Origin of the sequence: Streptococcus pseudopneumoniae, from assembly GCF_001073085.1 — a bacterium.
Lineage (GTDB): Bacteria > Bacillota > Bacilli > Lactobacillales > Streptococcaceae > Streptococcus > Streptococcus pseudopneumoniae_M.
In genome coordinates this window covers 60,480-77,453 of sequence record NZ_JVFV01000033.1, presented here as the reverse complement: position 1 = coordinate 77,453, position 16,974 = coordinate 60,480, and the positions used below count along the sequence as shown (strand labels likewise).

Here is a 16,974-nt window from a genome sequence, read left to right as displayed (position 1 = left end):
GTGGTAAGTAGATTTTCTTATTTCATTAGAAATAAAGGATGATTATAACATTCAGTTCATTACTCTTTTTTATGGCTTTGAGAAGTCACATAATGACCAATGAAACTTGGGATTGAAAGTATCTCAATAAGTAGATATTAGGAGGAAAGATATGGAAAAAAAGGATATTTATCTAATCTGTATTACCATGATTATCTGTTCAATTATTCTAGGATTGATTATAGGAAGTTTTATTTTTCATGGTCTTGAACTTATTGCTCAAATAATTTCTAACGGCTTATTTACCATCAATCAATCGATTCATTGATAAGGAGTATTCGTTTTCTAATATTTTTATAGAGGAGAGTAAATGGATTTAAATCAATTAGATATTATTGTTTCAGATGTTTCCCAAGTGTGTTCTGACTTTGAGCGACTTTTGGATAAAAAGGCTGACTATGTTGATAACAGTTTTGCTCAGTTCACGATTGGCAGTCACTGTCTTATGTTGTCTCAACATCATTTGATTCCTTTGGAAGATTTTCAGTCAGGAATCATTCTTCACATTGAGGTTGAGGATCTAAATCAGAATTACCAACGTTTAAAAGAGATTGATGTCGAGATTTTACACGGTCCTTGTGAAACGGATTGGGGAACAGAGTCCTTATTAGTTAGAGGCCCTGCTGGTCTAGTAATTGATTTTTATAGAATGAAATAAGGGCGCTTAGTCATTTGAAGTTAACCTTAATGATTCTTAAAACAGAATGTGAGAATATAAACTATTGAAAGATCGGAGTCATCCGGTCTTTTCTTTATTTTTTTCGATATGAAGGGGTTATCAAGTTTCAGATTCATTTAAAAATTTAGTGGTATAATAAAAGTAGTAAATCAAGTGAGGTAAAGTGATGACAGAAATACTACAATTTCCAGAGGGGTTCCTCTGGGGTGGTGCTACGGCAGCTAATCAATGTGAGGGGGCTTATAATTTAGACGGTCGTGGATTGGCCAATGTTGATGTCGTCCCCATCGGTAAGGATCGTGAAGCCATTATCACAGGTCAGAAAAAGATGTTTTCATTTGAGGAGGGCTATTTTTACCCAGCCAAGGAAGCTATTGATATGTACCATCATTACAAGGAAGATATTGCGCTTTTTGCAGAAATGGGCTTTAAAACTTATCGGCTTTCCATTGCTTGGACAAGAATATTCCCCAAAGGAGATGAAGCAGAGCCAAATGAAGCTGGTTTAGCTTTTTATGAGGATTTGTTTAAGGAATGCCAGAAGTATGGAATCCAACCTCTGGTAACTATCACGCATTTCGACTGTCCTATGCACTTGATTGAAAAATACGGCGGTTGGCGCAATCGTCGGATGTTGGACTTCTATGAAAAACTTTGTCGCACACTCTTTACCCGTTACAAGGGTTTGGTCAAATACTGGCTAACATTTAACGAAATCAACATGATTCTCCATGCCCCCTTTATGGGAGCTGGGCTCAGTTTTGAAGAAGGAGAAAATCAAGAACAGGTTAAATACCAAGCGGCTCACCATGAGTTGGTAGCTTCAGCTCTTGCGACTAAGATTGCCCACGAAATTGACCCAGAAAACAAGGTTGGATGTATGTTGGCAGCAGGGCAGTATTATCCTAACACAGCTCATCCGAGAGACTATTGGGCTGCTATGGAAGAAGACCGTAAGAGTTACTTTTTCATCGATGTTCAAGCGCGTGGGGAATATCCAAATTATGCCAAGAAGCAGTGGGAGCGTGAAGGAATTGAGATTGAAATGACGGCAGAGGATCTAGACTTGTTGAAGAATTACACTGTTGACTTTGTTTCCTTCTCTTACTATGCAAGTCGAGTGGCCTCAGGTGATCCAGAAGTTAAAGAATTAACAGCTGGAAATGTTTTTGCCTCTCTCAAAAATCCTTATCTAGAATCCTCAGAATGGGGGTGGCAGATTGACCCATTGGGGCTTCGTATCACCCTCAATGCCATCTGGGATCGTTACCAAAAGCCTATGTTCATCGTAGAAAATGGGCTAGGCGCTATGGATACGCCAGATGAAAATGGCTATGTAGAAGATGACTATAGGATTGCTTATCTAGAAGCCCACATCAAGGCTATGCGAGATGCTATTTACCAAGACGGGGTTGACTTGCTTGGTTATACGACTTGGGGCTGTATTGATTTGGTGTCAGCTGGAACAGGTGAAATGAATAAACGCTATGGCTTTATCTATGTGGATCGTGATAATGCTGGTCATGGAACCCTAAAACGGAGCAAGAAGAAATCCTTCTACTGGTACAAGGACGTCATTGCCAGCAATGGTGCAAGCATTGAGTAGAACACATTTATTCACTATTTTTACAAAATCTTCTCCCTACTTTATAAGATATGAAAAAGAGTTCAATTAGACCTAGCTTTTTGCTATAATGAGGGGAGAAAAATCAGACAGGAGATCAAGATGTCAGAACCATTATTTTTACAATCAGTTATGCAAGAAAAAATCTGGGGTGGGACTAAACTACGTGATGAGTTTGGCTACGACATTCCAAGTGAAAAGATTGGTGAGTATTGGGCAATCTCAGCTCATCCAAATGGAGTTTCTAAGGTAGCCAATGGACGCTATCAAGGAACAGACCTCGCTACTTTATATGCGAAACACCGTGAGTTGTTTGGCAACCGTCCAGAACCAGTATTTCCACTTTTGACCAAAATCCTTGATGCTAATGACTGGCTCAGTGTTCAAGTTCATCCAGATGATGCTTATGGACTAGAGCATGAGGGCGAACTCGGAAAAACAGAGTGCTGGTACATCATCGCCGCAGATGAAGGATCAGAGATTATTTACGGTCACAATGCCAAGTCAAAGGAAGAACTCCGCCAGCAAATTGAAGATAAAAACTGGGATGCCTTGCTGACAAAGGTTCCTGTTAAGGCTGGGGATTTCTTCTATGTTCCAAGTGGAACCATGCACGCTATCGGGGCAGGTATCTTGATCCTTGAAACGCAACAGTCTAGTGATACAACCTACCGTGTTTATGACTTTGACCGTAGGGATGATAATGGCAACTTGCGTGAGCTTCATCTTGAAAAATCCATCGATGTTTTAAATATCGGTGAGCCTGCAAATAGCCGTCCTGTGACTGTCAAAGCAGATGATTTACGTTCAACTTTACTTGTCTCTAATGATTTCTTCGCAGTTTACAAGTGGGAAATTACTGGAAAAGTTGACTTTGAAAAAACAGCTGATTACAGCTTGTTAAGTGTCTTGACTGGTCAAGGTCAGCTCATTGTAGACGGTAAGGAATATCCAATCCAAAAAGGTAGCCACTTTATCTTGCCAAGCGATGTTGAATCATGGACTTTGGAAGGTCAAGGTCTAGAATTGATTGTTAGTCATCCATAAAAAGAAAGGGCCTGAGTTCATTACTCAAGTCCTTTTTTGTATTTACATAAATTGGGCGATAAAGACCACAATGATGATAATTGGGATGATGAAACGAAGAAGGAAGAGCCAGACTTGGAAAAGTCCTTGTTTCCAAGGTGTTTCATCAAGATGGAGTTCCTCCATTGCCAGTGCCTTTTTGAAAATATAGCCTGTAAAGAGAGACAAGCAGAGGGCGCCGAATGGCATGAGGAGGTTGGAAACCAAGAAATCCATAGCATCAAAGAAGGTTTTCCCAAAGATTTGAACATCAGTCATAAGACCATAGGATAGGGCCGAAGGGATACCAAAGATAAAGGTCAAGATACCTAAAATAAGACTCCATTTATTACGTTTTTCGTTATCTTGGTCAGTGATATTTCCAACATTAATTTCCAGCATAACGACAGAAGAAGTGACCGTCGCAAAGAGGAAAAGTAAGAGGAAGAGAATATAGAAAATACTTCCAAAAGGCATCTTGTCAAAGAGTTGGGGTAGAACGATAAAAAGGAGACTAGGGCCACCTTCAGACTGAATATTGAAGGCTGACATAGCTGGGAAAATAGCTAGTCCTGCCATGATCGATACAGAAATGTTCATGGTAACGATAGACATACCTGATTGGACCAGATTGGTTTTCTTATCTAGGTAAGAAGCATAGGTCAACATGGCCGTAACCCCGAGGGACAAAGCAAAGAATGACTGTCCTAGAGCATAGAGGAGACCAGCACTTGTCAGTTTTGAAAAGTCAGGTTTGAGGAAGTATACGACACCTTCCATAGCATTTTGCAAGCTAAGAGAGCGCCCGATAATAATGATAAAGATGATAAAGAGCAGGGGCATCATAACTTTCGATGCTCTTTCAATTCCTTTTTGAACTCCCTTAGATACGATAAAAATGTTGAGGAAGATAAAGAGGGCTTGGGAACCAAGGGCAATCCATGGATTAGAAATAATATCTGTGAAGAGCTGGGCATAATCACTGCTAATCCCAACTTGGAAGGCTTTAGCAATAGCGATACCTAGATACACTAAAACCCATCCCCCAATAACACTATAAAAGGATAAGAGGATGAAAAGGGCAAAGGCACCGATCCAACCGATAAAATTGTACTTGTTATTGTTGCCAAGTTTTCCAAAGGTTTTGATTGCTGACACGCCAGCGCTCCGACCGAGGGCAAATTCAGCCAAGAGAAGTGGAAATCCAATCAATAGTGTCGAGATGAGAAAGACCAGTAAAAACCCTCCCCCACCATTGGCAGCGGTCATATAAGGGAACTTCCAAACGGCTCCAAGACCAATAGCAGAACCAGCAGATGCAAGGATAAAGCCCAGTTTTGAGCCCCATTGCGATTTTTCAGACATTGTTAAACTCCAATCTAGTTTTCTAAATAAGAAAAGGCTACTTGAGTTGTCAAATAGCCCTCTCTCAATTGCTCTTTATGAGCTTTTTATTTGATTGATAGACTTGATTATCCTATCATGATTTTTCAAGTCTGTCAAGAAAGCGATTTTCATGTTTTTATAAAAAAATGATAAAATACTTGACTCTCCTCAAAGGGGAGGGTATATACTATTTATGTGAGGAGGAAATCATGTACCATATCAAAGAAGCTGCGCAACTTTCAGGTGTCTCCGTCAAGACCCTCTACCATTATGATAAGATAGGACTCTTGGTTCCGTTAAAGTCAGAAAATGGCTATCGAACCTACAGTCAAGAGGATTTAGAACGACTTCAGGTTATCCTCTATTACAAGTATCTAGGCTTTTCTTTAGAAAAAATAGCAGAGTTATTGAAGGAAGATACGACAGATATATTGTCACATTTAACTAGACAGTTGGATTATTTAACCCAGGAGAGGCAACATCTAGACACCTTGATTTCAACCTTACAAAAAACCATTCAAGAACAAAAAGGAGAAAGAAAAATGACTATTGAGGAAAAATTCACTGGATTTAGCTACCAAGACAATCAAAAATACCACCAAGAGGCGGTAGACAAATATGGCCAAGAAGTCATGGATCAAGCCCTTGATCGTCAAAAAGGACGAGAGGATGAAGCTACAACAGCCTTTAATCAAATCTTTCAAGCCTTGGCTCAAAATCTCAAAGATGGTCTACCTGCAACAGCATCTGAAAATCAAGAGGAAGCAGCCAAGCTCTTACAAGCTATTCGTACTTATGGATTTGACTGCTCTATGGAAGTCTTCGGTCATATCGGAAAAGGATATGTCTATAATCCAGAGTTTAAGGAAAATATTGACAAATTTGGGCCAGGAACAGCACAGTACACATCAGATGTCATTGCCCACTATGTAGGCACACAAACTCGATAAAACTCAAAGACCAAGCTAGAACTGAAAAAGCCAGTAACAGAATTTTAATTGGAGGACACAGACCTAGCTTGAAGATTAGACAAGCTAAAAATCGGCGGAGATACCTCTGCCGATTTACTGTTATTTGAGTTGGTAAGACCAGTCTTCCCCATCCTTATAGTAAAAGAACTCACTGAGATCTTCTTCAAGAAAAACACGAAGCATATCAGACATATCCTCAGTAGCTAATTTTAGATGAGATAGATTTTCAAAATCCTCCCACCAAACTTTTCCTTCGTCTGAAGATTGGAGCTCACCAGTAAAGTGTTCTGTTTTGTAAAAGAGGACAACATAGCGATAATCTGCATCATCATACCAGTCTTTGATACCACAGAGTTGGGTTTTAGAAATGGTTAGACCAGTTTCTTCTTTCACTTCACGAATGACAGCATCGACAAAGGATTCGCCACGTTCAACATGGCCACCAGGAAAAGTAATGCCAGGCCAGTTAGGACTAACTCGGTCTTGAACTAGGACCTTGTCTCCATTTTTAATCAAGCACATGTTGACAAATTCGACTGATTCTCTTCTGCTCATATTATTTTTCCTATTTTGTTAGTAATTTTTCTACCACGTTTAACTTTCGCATGGTCAGATCAACGCCGAACAGCTTTTCAAGATAGTTGGTATTAAGTTTTTTTCGTTTTGCAGTTCTAGGGAGATAGAGGTAAAGACAATGGTTGCCGATACAAATTTCTTCTTCACCATAGTCACCATCCAATTTTTCTAATGGTAGACTTTGGATATCATTTTGAAAAAGGATCACATGTATTCGGTCAACAAGATAGTGTTTTCCAAATGGGTTTTCTTGGACAATTTTTGCAAAATCATTTTTGTTCTTGATTACCATTTTTAAATCAGCACCAATTTTTTCCTTTATTAGAGTGTGAACCTGTTCTCGTATTTCTTCCAGAGATAAGTTACTTTCAAGAATGATATTCCCACTTTGAATATAGGTTCGAACTTGTTGAAAATCAGCCTCTATCAAGATATCTACTAGATAAGACATTTTAGGGATAGCATTTTTTCCATTAGGAGTAACTCCCCTTAGTAAGATAATATGTTCCAAAGTAGTTCCTTTCTTATCTAACATCCTTAGATACTAAATCATTTATAGATTAAGTTTGAGCCTGCCACCCAGCCAGTACAGAGGGCAGAAGTGATGTTAAAGCCACCCGTGTGGGCGTTGATATCTAGGACCTCTCCTGCAAAGTGAAGGCCAGGAACCAGTTTACTTTCCAGCGTTTTAGGATTGATTTCCTTGAGACTAACACCTCCTTTGGTAACAAAGGATTTAGCCAAGGACATTTTTCCTGTCACAGGGATTTTGAGTGCCTTGATAGACTGGAGAAGTTGATCGCGTTCTCTTTCAGTTAGTTGTTTGACTTTTTCAGGATATCCTTGCACAAAAAATTCTGCCAAGCGTTCAGGGAGTATAGCTTTTAAGGCATTTTTCAAGGATTTTTCACGGTTCTCTTCTAAAAAGTCAACTAAGTCACCTTCTGAAAGTTGTGGCAAGACATCTAGAGAGGGAATTTCCCCACCCTTGACAAAGCTAGACATGCGTAGCGCAGCAGGACCTGACAAACCAAAGTGGGTAAAGAGTAGGTCATGAGTGATGACATGCTTGCCATAGCTTAGGGTCACATCGTCTAGGGAAATCCCCTGCAAGGCCTTATGCGGGAAATCAGTCAACAATGGACTTTCAGCAGCCTCAAGCTCGGTAATGGTGTGTTTGAAATGGCGAGCAATCTCATAACCAAAACCAGTAGAGCCAGTAGAAGGATAGGATTTTCCACCTGTTGTGACAATGAGTTTATCACAAGTGAAGGTTTGATCTGTAGACTTCAGGACAAACTGGTCGTCAATCTTTTTAACCGAAACAATCTCTGTTTGAGTGGCAACTTGCCCACCTAGCTCCATGATTTTCTTTTCCAGTGCTTCGATAATGGTCCGAGATTTGTCACTGGCTGGAAAGACGCGGCCATGGTCTTCGACCTTGAGTTTTACGCCATTTTCAGTAAAAAAGTTGATGATATCATGGTTGTCAAACTGGGAAAAGACACTGTATAGAAAGCGGCCATTTCCGGGGATGCCAGCTAATAGGTCATCCAGAGTTCCATTGTTGGTCACGTTGCAACGACCACCACCAGTACCAGCTAATTTTTTTCCAAGTTTTCGATTTTTTTCGATGAGAAGTGTTTTCTGCCCATAAAAGCTACTTGAAATCGTAGCCATCATACCAGCCGGGCCTCCCCCGATTACAATAGTGTCAAAATATTTCATAAAAGTATTGTACCATAAAAAAGACGGAGGGACAGAAATCGATAGATCAAGTTTTGCATGATAGTACCTAGCCCCGTGAATCTTTATCAAACCGGTGGCTTCTTCAAACTTATGTATTGACAAGATGAAATTATCAGTACAAAAGTCTACTCAGCTACAGTAGAAAAGATAATTGCTGATAAAAATTGAGGTCGGGACATTGAATCCCGACCTCTGTCTTATATAAATTAGTCAATTTCATATCCCATGAGGAGTCCACCTTCTTCAGCATAAAAACTGCAGAGTCCAGAGGTTGGGATAATTTTGATTTCAGCTTGTGGGAATTTTTCACGTAAGAGCTCTGAGAGCTGTTGGCAGAATTTATCATTACTGCGGTGAGCCATAACGATACGTCCACCAGCATAGCCGGCTTTAATTAATTCTTCATAGGCAGCTTGAAGAGATTTTTTAGCACCACGAGCCTTTTGGAGAAGTTCCAAGGTTCCAGTTTCACTTGCTTCCCCAACCATACGAATATTGAGGAGCCCAACAACTGTACCGATCAGTTTACTCAAGCGACCATTCTTAACCAGATTATCAACCTTAGCGAGAACGAACAATAACTTAGTTTTTTCTTGGTAAGCAGTAATAGCATTAACCACTTCTTCAAAAGAAAGTCCTTGGTCAATCAAATCATTGATTTTCTCAACGATTAGATCAACTTCCCCACCAGCAGACAAGCTGTCAATAACATGAATCTGAGTATCAGGATGTTCTTCGAGATAGAGATTCTTAGCTAATTGAGCGCTGTTTTGACTACCAGAAAGAGTTCCGGTAATGGTCACTACAAAAATATGTTTTGCCCCTTCAAATGCTCGCAAGTAATCATCAGGGCTAGGACAGGCTGATTTTGAAGCTTCAGAAGTTGCATACATGGTTTCCATCATTTTGTCAATATCAAGACTAGCATCGTCAATAAAGACTTGATCAGCCACTTGAATGGTTAAGGGAACACTGATGAATTCAGTATCAATTGCTGGATTTGCCAGTTGACGATAATCACAACCAGAGTCAGCTACAATCTTCCAAGTCATAGAAATTCTCCATCTTTATCACTTATACATTGACAAAGGTTCTGTCTTTTTTTACAATTATATCATGAAAAATCTTAAAACAAAAGTCTCGTCACTCTGTTGTCACAAGTAGAAAGGAAGTGTTATGGCCGAACGAAGAATTTCTGAAAATTCACTTGAAAATCTCAGAAAATCCAATCAAGAATCCAATTTACTGACCAGAGAAGCTATTGAAACAGCTCTCTTGCAACTTTTGGAGAAAAAGGAATTGACAAAGATTAGCATTTCCGAATTGGTCAAACGTGCTGGTGTTTCCCGTGCAGCCTTTTATCGAAACTATGACTCCAAAGAAGAGATTTTAGAAAGTGTCTTTAAACGAAGCGTCCATAACATTATGGAGCAATTGAGTCATTACGATGTTAAAACGGACCTCTATCTGGTTTGGGTTCGCCTCTTTAGAGAAGCCAAGAAAGAGGCGAAGGTTATTCAGCTTGCCTTGGACTACCACTTGGAAAAAATCTTTGTGCAAGCCATGCAAGAATTTTTAGAAAAATACTATGGAAAATCAAAAGGAGTCAGCTCTTACCTGCATTCTTTTTGGAGTTCGGCCATCGTATCAGTTTTGCTTAAGTGGATCAAGGATGGAATGAAGGTTCCGGCTGAAAAAATTGCAGATTTACGCCTACCATTTTTCAAAAAATAAACCAAGAGGAGAGAAGATATGACAGAAAAAAGACTGGCTTGGGATGAGTATTTTGCTGCTCAAGCTCTATTGATTGCCAATCGTTCAACCTGTAAACGCGCTAAGGTAGGAGCTGTTTTAGTCAAGGATAATAAGGTGATTTCAACAGGATACAATGGTTCTGTATCAGGAACGGAGCATTGTATTGACCATGACTGTCTGGTGATTGAGGGCCACTGTGTACGCACTCTTCATGCAGAGGTAAATGCTATACTACAAGGGGCAGAACGTGGCGTTCCAAAAGGATTTACAGCCTACGTTACACATTTTCCATGCCTCAACTGTACCAAGCAATTGCTTCAGGTAGGTTGTGAACGTGTCGTTTATATTAATCAGTACCGTATGGACGACTACGCCCAGTATCTCTATCGTGAAAAAGGGACAGAGTTGACCCATTTACCACTTGAGACAGTACAAGCAGCTCTTCAAGAAGCTAACTTGATTTAAAAATTAAAAAAAAGATGGTTTAGAAGGATTTTTAAACCATTTTTTGATATAATAAGAAGAGTAAATTGAAAGAAGGAATTCAAAAAATGGGAAAACTTGAAGTCATTAATCATCCGCTCATTCAACACAAATTGTCAATCTTGCGTCGCACAGACACTTCTACAAAAGCTTTTCGTGAGTTAGTAGATGAAATTGCTATGTTGATGGGATATGAAGTGCTTCGTGATCTTCCGCTTGAAGACGTTGAAATCGAAACACCCATCACAAAAACAGTCCAAAAACAATTGGCTGGTAAAAAATTGGCAATTGTTCCAATCTTGCGTGCGGGTATCGGGATGGTCGATGGGCTGTTGAGCTTGGTTCCAGCAGCCAAAGTTGGACATATTGGTATGTACCGTGACGAAGAAACTCTTCAACCAGTAGAATACTTGGTTAAATTACCTGAAGATATCGACCAACGTCAAATTTTTGTGGTTGACCCTATGCTTGCAACAGGTGGTTCTGCAATCTTGGCTGTTGATTCCCTCAAAAAACGTGGAGCCTCAAACATCAAATTTGTCTGCCTTGTATCTGCTCCAGAAGGTGTAAAAGCTCTTCAAGAAGCTCACCCAGATGTAGAAATCTTTACAGCAGCTTTGGATGAACGCTTGAACGAACATGGCTATATCGTTCCAGGTCTTGGTGACGCTGGAGACCGTTTGTTCGGAACTAAGTAGAATTCTAAGCTTACCCTAAAACTGTCCATTAGTTTTAGTCTAGAAAGGAGGTTGAATTTTTGTGTCTGTTTTTAGGATAGAGCAAAAATTTGACCTTTTTTGACCAAAAAGATATAATAGTCCTGTATCAAGTCGCTTGACTAGGAAATTTAGAAATCAGAAGGAGAAATGAATGATTCCTGTAGTTATTGAACAAACAAGTCGTGGAGAACGTTCATATGACATTTACTCACGTCTTTTAAAAGATCGTATCATTATGTTGACTGGACCAGTCGAAGACAATATGGCCAATTCAGTTATCGCCCAATTGCTTTTCTTGGATGCCCAAGATAGTACAAAAGATATCTACCTTTATGTAAATACTCCAGGTGGTTCTGTATCAGCTGGTTTGGCAATCGTTGATACTATGAACTTTATCAAGGCAGATGTCCAAACCATTGTTATGGGGATGGCTGCTTCAATGGGAACAATCATTGCTTCAAGTGGAGCAAAAGGCAAGCGTTTTATGCTTCCAAATGCCGAGTACATGATTCACCAACCGATGGGTGGTACAGGTGGTGGTACACAGCAAACAGATATGGCGATTGCTGCTGAACACTTGCTTAAAACTCGTAAGACTTTGGAGCAAATTCTTGCAGATAATTCTGGTAAATCAGTTGAGCAAATCCATGCAGATGCTGAACGTGATTACTGGATGAGCGCTCAAGAAACACTTGAATATGGTTTCATTGATGAAATCATGGCTAATAATTCTTTGAATTAATCTTTTGAAGCAAACTCGACTGAGTTTGCTTTTTTTGATATAATAGTAAGAAGATTTTTAGAAGGAAGTTGTAATATGTTTCAAAAAGAGAATCGGTCTGGTCTGATTATCTACCTATACTATAATCGTGATGCAAAAAAACTCGATAATTATGGTGATATTTGTTACCACTCTAAAAAACACCGTTATCTGCAACTTTATGTCCCAACAGAAGAAGTGGAAGAACTGGTTAGCCGTTTAGGAAAAGAGAAATTTGTCAAAAAAGTGAGACAATGTCATATCCAAGAATTGGAAACTCCCTTTGTTGGTAGTCTCTACAGAAATAGCGAAAACGTTATCATGTAAAAATTTAGATAAATGTGTTGACAATTTTCAGATAATTCGGTATATTCTTAACATGCTATTTATTTAAGAAAAAAGGAGACAAAAAAGATGAAGAAAAAATTTGCCCTATCGTTTGTGGCGCTTGCAAGTGTAGCACTTCTTGCAGCCTGTGGAGAAGTGAAGTCTGGAGCGTCAAACGCTGCTGGTAACTCAGTAGATGAAAAGACAATCAAAATCGGATTTAACTTCGAAGAAACTGGTGCCGTAGCTGCCTACGGAACATCTGAACAAAAAGGTGCCCAACTTGCCGTTGATGAAATCAATGCCGCAGGTGGTATCGATGGAAAACAAATCGAAGTAGTTGATAAAGATAACAAGTCTGAAACAGCTGAGGCAGCTTCAGTTACAACTAACCTTGTAACCCAATCTAAAGTATCAGCAATCGTAGGACCTGCGACATCTGGTGCAACTGCAGCTGCGGTAGCGAACGCTACAAAAGCAGGTGTTCCATTGATTTCGCCAAGTGCGACTCAAGATGGATTGACTAAAGGTCAAGATTACCTCTTTATCGGAACTTTCCAAGATAGTTTCCAAGGAAAAATCATTTCTAACTATGTTACAAACAAGTTGAACGCTAAGAAAGTTGTTTTGTATACTGATAACTCAAGCGACTACGCTAAAGGAGTTGCAAAATCATTCCGTGATTCATTCTCAGGCGAAATCGTAGCAGATGAAACGTTTGTATCAGGTGACACTGACTTCCAAGCAGCTTTGACAAAAATCAAAGATAAAGACTTTGATGCAATCGTATTACCAGGTTACTACACAGAAGCTGGTAAGATTGTAAACCAAGCTCGTGGTATGGGAATTGATAAACCAATCATTGGTGGTGATGGATTCAACGGTGAAGAGTTTGTACAACAAGCAACTGCTGAACGCGCATCAAATATCTACTTCATCTCAGGTTTCTCAACTACTGTAGAAATTTCAGCAAAAGCAAAAGCCTTCCTTGATGCTTACCGTGCTAAGTACAATGAAGAACCATCAACATTTGCAGCCTTGGCTTATGATTCAGTTCACCTTGTAGCAAACGCAGCAAAAGGTGCTAAAAACTCTGGTGAAATCAAGGATAACCTTGCTAAAACAAAAGACTTTGAAGGTGTAACTGGTCAAACCAGCTTCGATGCAGACCACAACACAGTCAAAACTGCTTACATGATGACTATGAACAATGGTAAGGTTGAAGCAGCAGAAGTCGTAAAACCATAATTATAGATATTGTAAATGGGGAATGAGCTTCTACTCACTCCCTGTTTCGGTATTTATGAAAGGATTATTTTTTTTAAAAAAATCCTAAAAATAATAATTAGAAAGAGTGAACCATATGCTTCAACAACTTGTCAATGGTCTAATCTTGGGTAGTGTCTATGCGCTACTAGCCCTAGGTTATACTATGGTTTATGGAATTATCAAGCTCATTAACTTTGCCCATGGTGATATTTACATGATGGGTGCTTTCATGGGTTATTTTTTGATTAATTCCTTGCAATTAAATTTCTTTGTTGCCTTGATCTTATCGATGATCGGTACAGCGATTCTCGGTGTTATCATTGAGTTCCTAGCTTATCGTCCATTACGTCATTCAACTCGTATCTCTGTATTGATTACAGCTATCGGGGTATCCTTCTTACTGGAGTATGGAATGGTCTATCTGGTAGGTGCCAACACACGTGCCTTCCCTCAAGCAATCCAAACAGTGCGTTATGACTTAGGACCAATCAGTCTAACAAATATTCAATTGTTGATTTTGACTGTCTCACTTGTTTTGATGGTTCTTCTACAACTCATCGTACAAAAAACCAAGATGGGGAAAGCTATGCGTGCTGTTTCTGTAGATAGTGATGCTGCTCAGCTGATGGGGATTAACGTGAACCGTACAATCAGTTTCACCTTTGCATTGGGTTCAGCTCTAGCTGGTGCAGCGGGTGTCTTGATTGCGCTTTACTATAACTCTCTTGAACCATTGATGGGAATGACTCCAGGTATAAAATCATTCGTGGCTGCCGTTCTTGGTGGTATCGGAATTATCCCTGGTGCAGCTCTGGGTGGCTTTGTTATTGGTCTTTTGGAGACATTTGCTACCGCCTTCGGAATGTCAGATTTCCGTGATGCCATTGTGTATGGAATCTTGCTCTTAATCTTGATTGTTCGCCCAGCTGGTATCCTCGGTAAGAATGTGAAAGAGAAGGTGTAAACAATGAAAGAAAATTTAAAAGTTAATATTCTATGGTTATTCCTTTTGTTGCTTGGATATGGTTTGATTAGCCTATTGGTTTCTGTAGGAGTCTTGAACCTTTTCCATATTCAGATTATTGAACAAATCGGTATCAACATTATTCTAGCAGTAGGTCTTAACCTTATCGTTGGGTTTTCTGGTCAGTTTTCACTTGGACATGCTGGATTTATGGCTATTGGTGCCTATGCAGCAGCCATTATCGGATCAAAATCTCCAACCTATGGTGCATTCTTTGGAGCTATGTTGCTCGGTGCAATCATTGCTGGTCTGGTTGCCTTGGTCGTTGGAATTCCTACCTTACGCTTGAAAGGGGATTATCTTGCGGTTGCGACACTTGGTGTTGCTGAAATTATTCGTATCTTCATTATTAATGGTGGAAGCCTTACAAACGGTGCAGCTGGTATTTTGGGGATTCCTAACTTTACAACTTGGCAAATGGTATATTTCTTTGCTGTGATTACAACGATTGCTACTCTCAATTTCCTTCGTAGTCCTATCGGGCGTTTAACTTTATCTGTTCGTGAAGATGAGATTGCTGCTGAGTCAGTAGGGGTAAATACTACAAAAATCAAAATCATCGCTTTTGTTTTTGGTGCTGTTACTGCAAGTATCGCTGGTACTCTTCAGTCAGGATTTATCGGATCAGTCGTACCAAAAGATTATACGTTCATCAACTCTATCAATGTATTGATTATCGTTGTATTTGGTGGTTTAGGATCCATTACAGGGGCAATTGTTGCTGCAATCGTGCTTGGAATCTTGAACATGCTCCTTCAAGACGTGGCCAGCGTTCGTATGATTATCTATGCTTTGGCCTTAGTACTCGTTATGATCTTCAGACCAGGTGGTCTTCTTGGGACATGGGAATTGAGCCTATCACGTCTCTTTAAAAAAGGTAAGAAGGAGGGACAAAACTAATGGCATTGCTTGAAGTAAAAAATTTAACCAAACATTTTGGTGGTCTGACAGCCGTTGGGGACGTCACTCTCGAATTGAACGAAGGTGAACTTGTTGGTTTGATTGGACCGAATGGTGCTGGGAAAACAACCCTCTTCAACTTGTTGACAGGTGTTTATGAACCAAGCGAAGGAACAGTAACCTTGGATGGTCACTTGTTAAATGGCAAGCAACCCTATAAAATCGCATCTCTTGGTTTAGGGCGTACCTTCCAAAATATCCGCCTTTTTAAAGACTTGACAGTTTTGGATAACGTTCTGATTGCATTTAGCAATCATCATAAACAACATGTTTTTGCAAGTTTCTTGCGCTTACCAGCTTTTTATAAGAATGAAAAAGAATTGAAAGCTAAAGCCTTAGAATTACTAAAAATCTTTGATTTGGATGGAGATGCTGAAACTCTAGCTAAAAATTTAGCCTATGGTCAACAACGTCGTTTGGAAATTGTTCGTGCTCTTGCTACAGAACCTAAAATCCTCTTCTTGGATGAGCCTGCAGCGGGTATGAATCCACAAGAAACTGCAGAATTGACTGAGTTGATTCGTCGTATTAAGGATGAATTCAACATTACTATCATGCTGATTGAACATGATATGAACTTGGTTATGGAAGTTACGGAGCGTATCTATGTTCTTGAGTACGGTCGTTTGATTGCTCACGGGACACCAGATGAAATCAAGAGCAATAAACGTGTTATCGAAGCTTATCTTGGAGGTGAAGCCTAATGTCTATGTTAAAAGTTGAAAACCTCTCAGTACACTATGGTATGATTCAAGCTGTACGTGATGTGAGCTTTGAAGTCAATGAAGGAGAAGTTGTTTCCCTTATCGGTGCAAACGGTGCTGGTAAAACAACTATCCTTAGTACCTTATCAGGCCTTGTTCGTCCAAGTTCTGGTCGAATTGAATTTTTGGGACAAGAAATCCAAAAGATGCCTGCACAAAAAATTGTGGCATCAGGACTTTCTCAAGTACCAGAAGGACGTCACGTCTTCCCTGGTTTGACAGTTATGGAAAACTTGGAAATGGGAGCCTTCCTTAAGAAAAATCGTGAAGAAAATCAAGCAAATCTGAAAAAAGTATTTTCACGTTTCCCGCGTTTAGAAGAACGTAAAAACCAAGATGCAGCTACTCTATCAGGTGGTGAACAGCAGATGCTTGCTATGGGACGTGCGCTTATGTCAACGCCTAAACTTCTTCTCTTAGATGAACCATCAATGGGGCTTGCTCCAATTTTTATCCAAGAAATTTTTGATATCATCCAAGATATTCAAAAACAAGGTACGACCGTTCTTTTGATCGAGCAAAATGCCAATAAAGCACTAGCTATCGCAGATCGAGGCTATGTTCTTGAAACAGGAAAGATTGTCCTATCAGGAACAGGTAAAGAGCTCGCAGCGTCAGACGAAGTCAGAAAAGCATATCTAGGTGGCTAAAACAATTCAGTGGATTGTTTTAGTCGGCGGATAAGGATTGCCTAGTAATCTTCGTATAGTCTGGGAGACTAGTTTAGGTTGCGAATAAAGATTGCAAAGCAATCCACATTAGTCTGGGTGACCTTTTTAGTCGGTGGATAGAGATTGTTTGACAATCATCAAATCCAGTGGATT

General features: G+C 39.7%; 20 protein-coding genes. 15 read left to right on the top strand and 5 right to left on the bottom strand.

Annotation, left to right across the window (positions count from 1 at the left end; genetic code table 11):
* Positions 1–151: 151 nt before the first annotated feature.
* The 4 genes from ADH90_RS11405 (at position 152) to manA (ending at position 3,389) form a co-directional block, all read left to right on the top strand.
* On the top strand, positions 152–307 hold the full coding sequence (locus ADH90_RS11405) for a hypothetical protein (protein ID WP_162837481.1): 156 nt from the start codon (positions 152–154) through the stop codon (positions 305–307).
* Between the two features lie 42 nt (positions 308–349).
* The gene (locus ADH90_RS07425) at positions 350–697 is read left to right on the top strand and encodes a VOC family protein (RefSeq protein WP_049530678.1); all 348 of its coding nucleotides are present in this window, start codon (positions 350–352) and stop codon (positions 695–697) included.
* 187 nt (positions 698–884) lie between these two features.
* Complete coding sequence (locus tag ADH90_RS07420) at positions 885–2,324, top strand: 6-phospho-beta-glucosidase (RefSeq protein WP_049530676.1); 1,440 nt, start codon at positions 885–887, stop codon at positions 2,322–2,324.
* A 120-nt stretch (positions 2,325–2,444) separates the two neighbouring features.
* Positions 2,445–3,389: a mannose-6-phosphate isomerase, class I gene (gene manA / locus ADH90_RS07415; protein ID WP_049530675.1), complete on the top strand. Its 945-nt coding sequence runs from the start codon at positions 2,445–2,447 to the stop codon at positions 3,387–3,389.
* 42 nt (positions 3,390–3,431) lie between these two features.
* On the opposite strand, the gene ADH90_RS07410 is transcribed toward manA, so the two are convergent.
* The gene (locus ADH90_RS07410) at positions 3,432–4,772 is read right to left on the bottom strand and encodes a sodium-dependent transporter (RefSeq protein WP_049530673.1); all 1,341 of its coding nucleotides are present in this window, start codon (positions 4,770–4,772) and stop codon (positions 3,432–3,434) included.
* A 230-nt stretch (positions 4,773–5,002) separates the two neighbouring features.
* Between ADH90_RS07410 and ADH90_RS07405 the strand changes: the two genes are divergently transcribed.
* Positions 5,003–5,743, top strand: coding sequence for a MerR family transcriptional regulator (locus ADH90_RS07405; protein ID WP_049530672.1), 741 nt, complete (start codon positions 5,003–5,005; stop codon positions 5,741–5,743).
* Positions 5,744–5,863: 120 nt separating this feature from the next.
* Here ADH90_RS07405 and ADH90_RS07400 read toward each other — a convergent pair whose 3' ends face one another.
* The 4 genes from ADH90_RS07400 to ADH90_RS07385 all read right to left on the bottom strand — a co-directional run bounded on the left by ADH90_RS07400 (position 5,864) and on the right by ADH90_RS07385 (position 9,141).
* Positions 5,864–6,319 carry an 8-oxo-dGTP diphosphatase gene (locus ADH90_RS07400; RefSeq protein WP_049530671.1) on the bottom strand — a complete coding sequence of 152 codons (456 nt, stop codon included), beginning with the start codon at positions 6,317–6,319 and terminating at the stop codon, positions 5,864–5,866.
* A 10-nt stretch (positions 6,320–6,329) separates the two neighbouring features.
* Positions 6,330–6,851: a DUF1697 domain-containing protein gene (locus ADH90_RS07395; protein ID WP_049530706.1), complete on the bottom strand. Its 522-nt coding sequence runs from the start codon at positions 6,849–6,851 to the stop codon at positions 6,330–6,332.
* A 38-nt stretch (positions 6,852–6,889) separates the two neighbouring features.
* Positions 6,890–8,068, bottom strand: coding sequence for an NAD(P)/FAD-dependent oxidoreductase (locus ADH90_RS07390; RefSeq protein WP_049530670.1), 1,179 nt, complete (start codon positions 8,066–8,068; stop codon positions 6,890–6,892).
* Between the two features lie 227 nt (positions 8,069–8,295).
* Positions 8,296–9,141: a DegV family protein gene (locus ADH90_RS07385; RefSeq protein ID WP_049530669.1), complete on the bottom strand. Its 846-nt coding sequence runs from the start codon at positions 9,139–9,141 to the stop codon at positions 8,296–8,298.
* A gap of 124 nt (positions 9,142–9,265) precedes the next feature.
* On the opposite strand from ADH90_RS07385, the gene ADH90_RS07380 reads away from it, so the two are divergent.
* From ADH90_RS07380 to ADH90_RS07335, 10 genes are all read left to right on the top strand, one after another.
* Positions 9,266–9,823, top strand: coding sequence for a TetR/AcrR family transcriptional regulator (locus ADH90_RS07380; protein WP_000840875.1), 558 nt, complete (start codon positions 9,266–9,268; stop codon positions 9,821–9,823).
* Between the two features lie 18 nt (positions 9,824–9,841).
* Positions 9,842–10,309 (top strand): deoxycytidylate deaminase, encoded by a 468-nt coding sequence (locus ADH90_RS07375; protein WP_000136981.1) that lies wholly within the window; start codon positions 9,842–9,844, stop codon positions 10,307–10,309.
* 86 nt (positions 10,310–10,395) lie between these two features.
* A complete protein-coding gene (gene upp / locus ADH90_RS07370) occupies positions 10,396–11,025 on the top strand; it encodes a uracil phosphoribosyltransferase (protein WP_000517029.1) in 630 nt (209 codons plus the stop codon).
* A gap of 172 nt (positions 11,026–11,197) precedes the next feature.
* Complete coding sequence (gene clpP, locus ADH90_RS07365) at positions 11,198–11,788, top strand: ATP-dependent Clp protease proteolytic subunit ClpP (protein ID WP_000613459.1); 591 nt, start codon at positions 11,198–11,200, stop codon at positions 11,786–11,788.
* Between the two features lie 75 nt (positions 11,789–11,863).
* A complete protein-coding gene (locus ADH90_RS07360; protein WP_049530668.1) occupies positions 11,864–12,133 on the top strand; it encodes a YlbG family protein in 270 nt (89 codons plus the stop codon).
* 87 nt (positions 12,134–12,220) lie between these two features.
* Positions 12,221–13,381 carry an ABC transporter substrate-binding protein gene (locus ADH90_RS07355; protein WP_049530666.1) on the top strand — a complete coding sequence of 387 codons (1,161 nt, stop codon included), beginning with the start codon at positions 12,221–12,223 and terminating at the stop codon, positions 13,379–13,381.
* Positions 13,382–13,496: 115 nt separating this feature from the next.
* Positions 13,497–14,366: a branched-chain amino acid ABC transporter permease gene (locus ADH90_RS07350; protein ID WP_000941435.1), complete on the top strand. Its 870-nt coding sequence runs from the start codon at positions 13,497–13,499 to the stop codon at positions 14,364–14,366.
* A gap of 3 nt (positions 14,367–14,369) precedes the next feature.
* Entirely contained in the window at positions 14,370–15,326 is a 957-nt protein-coding gene (locus ADH90_RS07345; protein WP_000662278.1) for a branched-chain amino acid ABC transporter permease, read from the top strand.
* The gene (locus ADH90_RS07340) at positions 15,326–16,090 is read left to right on the top strand and encodes an ABC transporter ATP-binding protein (RefSeq protein ID WP_049503117.1); all 765 of its coding nucleotides are present in this window, start codon (positions 15,326–15,328) and stop codon (positions 16,088–16,090) included. The genes ADH90_RS07345 and ADH90_RS07340 overlap by 1 nt, the downstream gene beginning before the upstream one ends.
* On the top strand, positions 16,090–16,800 hold the full coding sequence (locus tag ADH90_RS07335; RefSeq protein ID WP_049530664.1) for an ABC transporter ATP-binding protein: 711 nt from the start codon (positions 16,090–16,092) through the stop codon (positions 16,798–16,800). The genes ADH90_RS07340 and ADH90_RS07335 overlap by 1 nt, the downstream gene beginning before the upstream one ends.
* Positions 16,801–16,974: the final 174 nt, after the last annotated feature.

What these genes read in the sequence shown, in the direction of transcription:
- ADH90_RS11405 (WP_162837481.1), top strand. Translation starts at nt 152, where the DNA reads ATGGAAAAAAAGGATATTTATCTAATCTGTATTACCATGATTATCTGT.
- ADH90_RS07425 (WP_049530678.1), top strand. Translation starts at nt 350, where the DNA reads ATGGATTTAAATCAATTAGATATTATTGTTTCAGATGTTTCCCAAGTG.
- ADH90_RS07420 (WP_049530676.1), top strand. Translation starts at nt 885, where the DNA reads ATGACAGAAATACTACAATTTCCAGAGGGGTTCCTCTGGGGTGGTGCT.
- manA (WP_049530675.1), top strand. Translation starts at nt 2,445, where the DNA reads ATGTCAGAACCATTATTTTTACAATCAGTTATGCAAGAAAAAATCTGG.
- ADH90_RS07410 (WP_049530673.1), bottom strand. Translation starts at nt 4,772, where the DNA reads ATGTCTGAAAAATCGCAATGGGGCTCAAAACTGGGCTTTATCCTTGCA.
- ADH90_RS07405 (WP_049530672.1), top strand. Translation starts at nt 5,003, where the DNA reads ATGTACCATATCAAAGAAGCTGCGCAACTTTCAGGTGTCTCCGTCAAG.
- ADH90_RS07400 (WP_049530671.1), bottom strand. Translation starts at nt 6,319, where the DNA reads ATGAGCAGAAGAGAATCAGTCGAATTTGTCAACATGTGCTTGATTAAA.
- ADH90_RS07390 (WP_049530670.1), bottom strand. Translation starts at nt 8,068, where the DNA reads ATGAAATATTTTGACACTATTGTAATCGGGGGAGGCCCGGCTGGTATG.
- ADH90_RS07385 (WP_049530669.1), bottom strand. Translation starts at nt 9,141, where the DNA reads ATGACTTGGAAGATTGTAGCTGACTCTGGTTGTGATTATCGTCAACTG.
- ADH90_RS07380 (WP_000840875.1), top strand. Translation starts at nt 9,266, where the DNA reads ATGGCCGAACGAAGAATTTCTGAAAATTCACTTGAAAATCTCAGAAAA.
- ADH90_RS07375 (WP_000136981.1), top strand. Translation starts at nt 9,842, where the DNA reads ATGACAGAAAAAAGACTGGCTTGGGATGAGTATTTTGCTGCTCAAGCT.
- upp (WP_000517029.1), top strand. Translation starts at nt 10,396, where the DNA reads ATGGGAAAACTTGAAGTCATTAATCATCCGCTCATTCAACACAAATTG.
- clpP (WP_000613459.1), top strand. Translation starts at nt 11,198, where the DNA reads ATGATTCCTGTAGTTATTGAACAAACAAGTCGTGGAGAACGTTCATAT.
- ADH90_RS07360 (WP_049530668.1), top strand. Translation starts at nt 11,864, where the DNA reads ATGTTTCAAAAAGAGAATCGGTCTGGTCTGATTATCTACCTATACTAT.
- ADH90_RS07355 (WP_049530666.1), top strand. Translation starts at nt 12,221, where the DNA reads ATGAAGAAAAAATTTGCCCTATCGTTTGTGGCGCTTGCAAGTGTAGCA.
- ADH90_RS07350 (WP_000941435.1), top strand. Translation starts at nt 13,497, where the DNA reads ATGCTTCAACAACTTGTCAATGGTCTAATCTTGGGTAGTGTCTATGCG.
- ADH90_RS07345 (WP_000662278.1), top strand. Translation starts at nt 14,370, where the DNA reads ATGAAAGAAAATTTAAAAGTTAATATTCTATGGTTATTCCTTTTGTTG.
- ADH90_RS07340 (WP_049503117.1), top strand. Translation starts at nt 15,326, where the DNA reads ATGGCATTGCTTGAAGTAAAAAATTTAACCAAACATTTTGGTGGTCTG.
- ADH90_RS07335 (WP_049530664.1), top strand. Translation starts at nt 16,090, where the DNA reads ATGTCTATGTTAAAAGTTGAAAACCTCTCAGTACACTATGGTATGATT.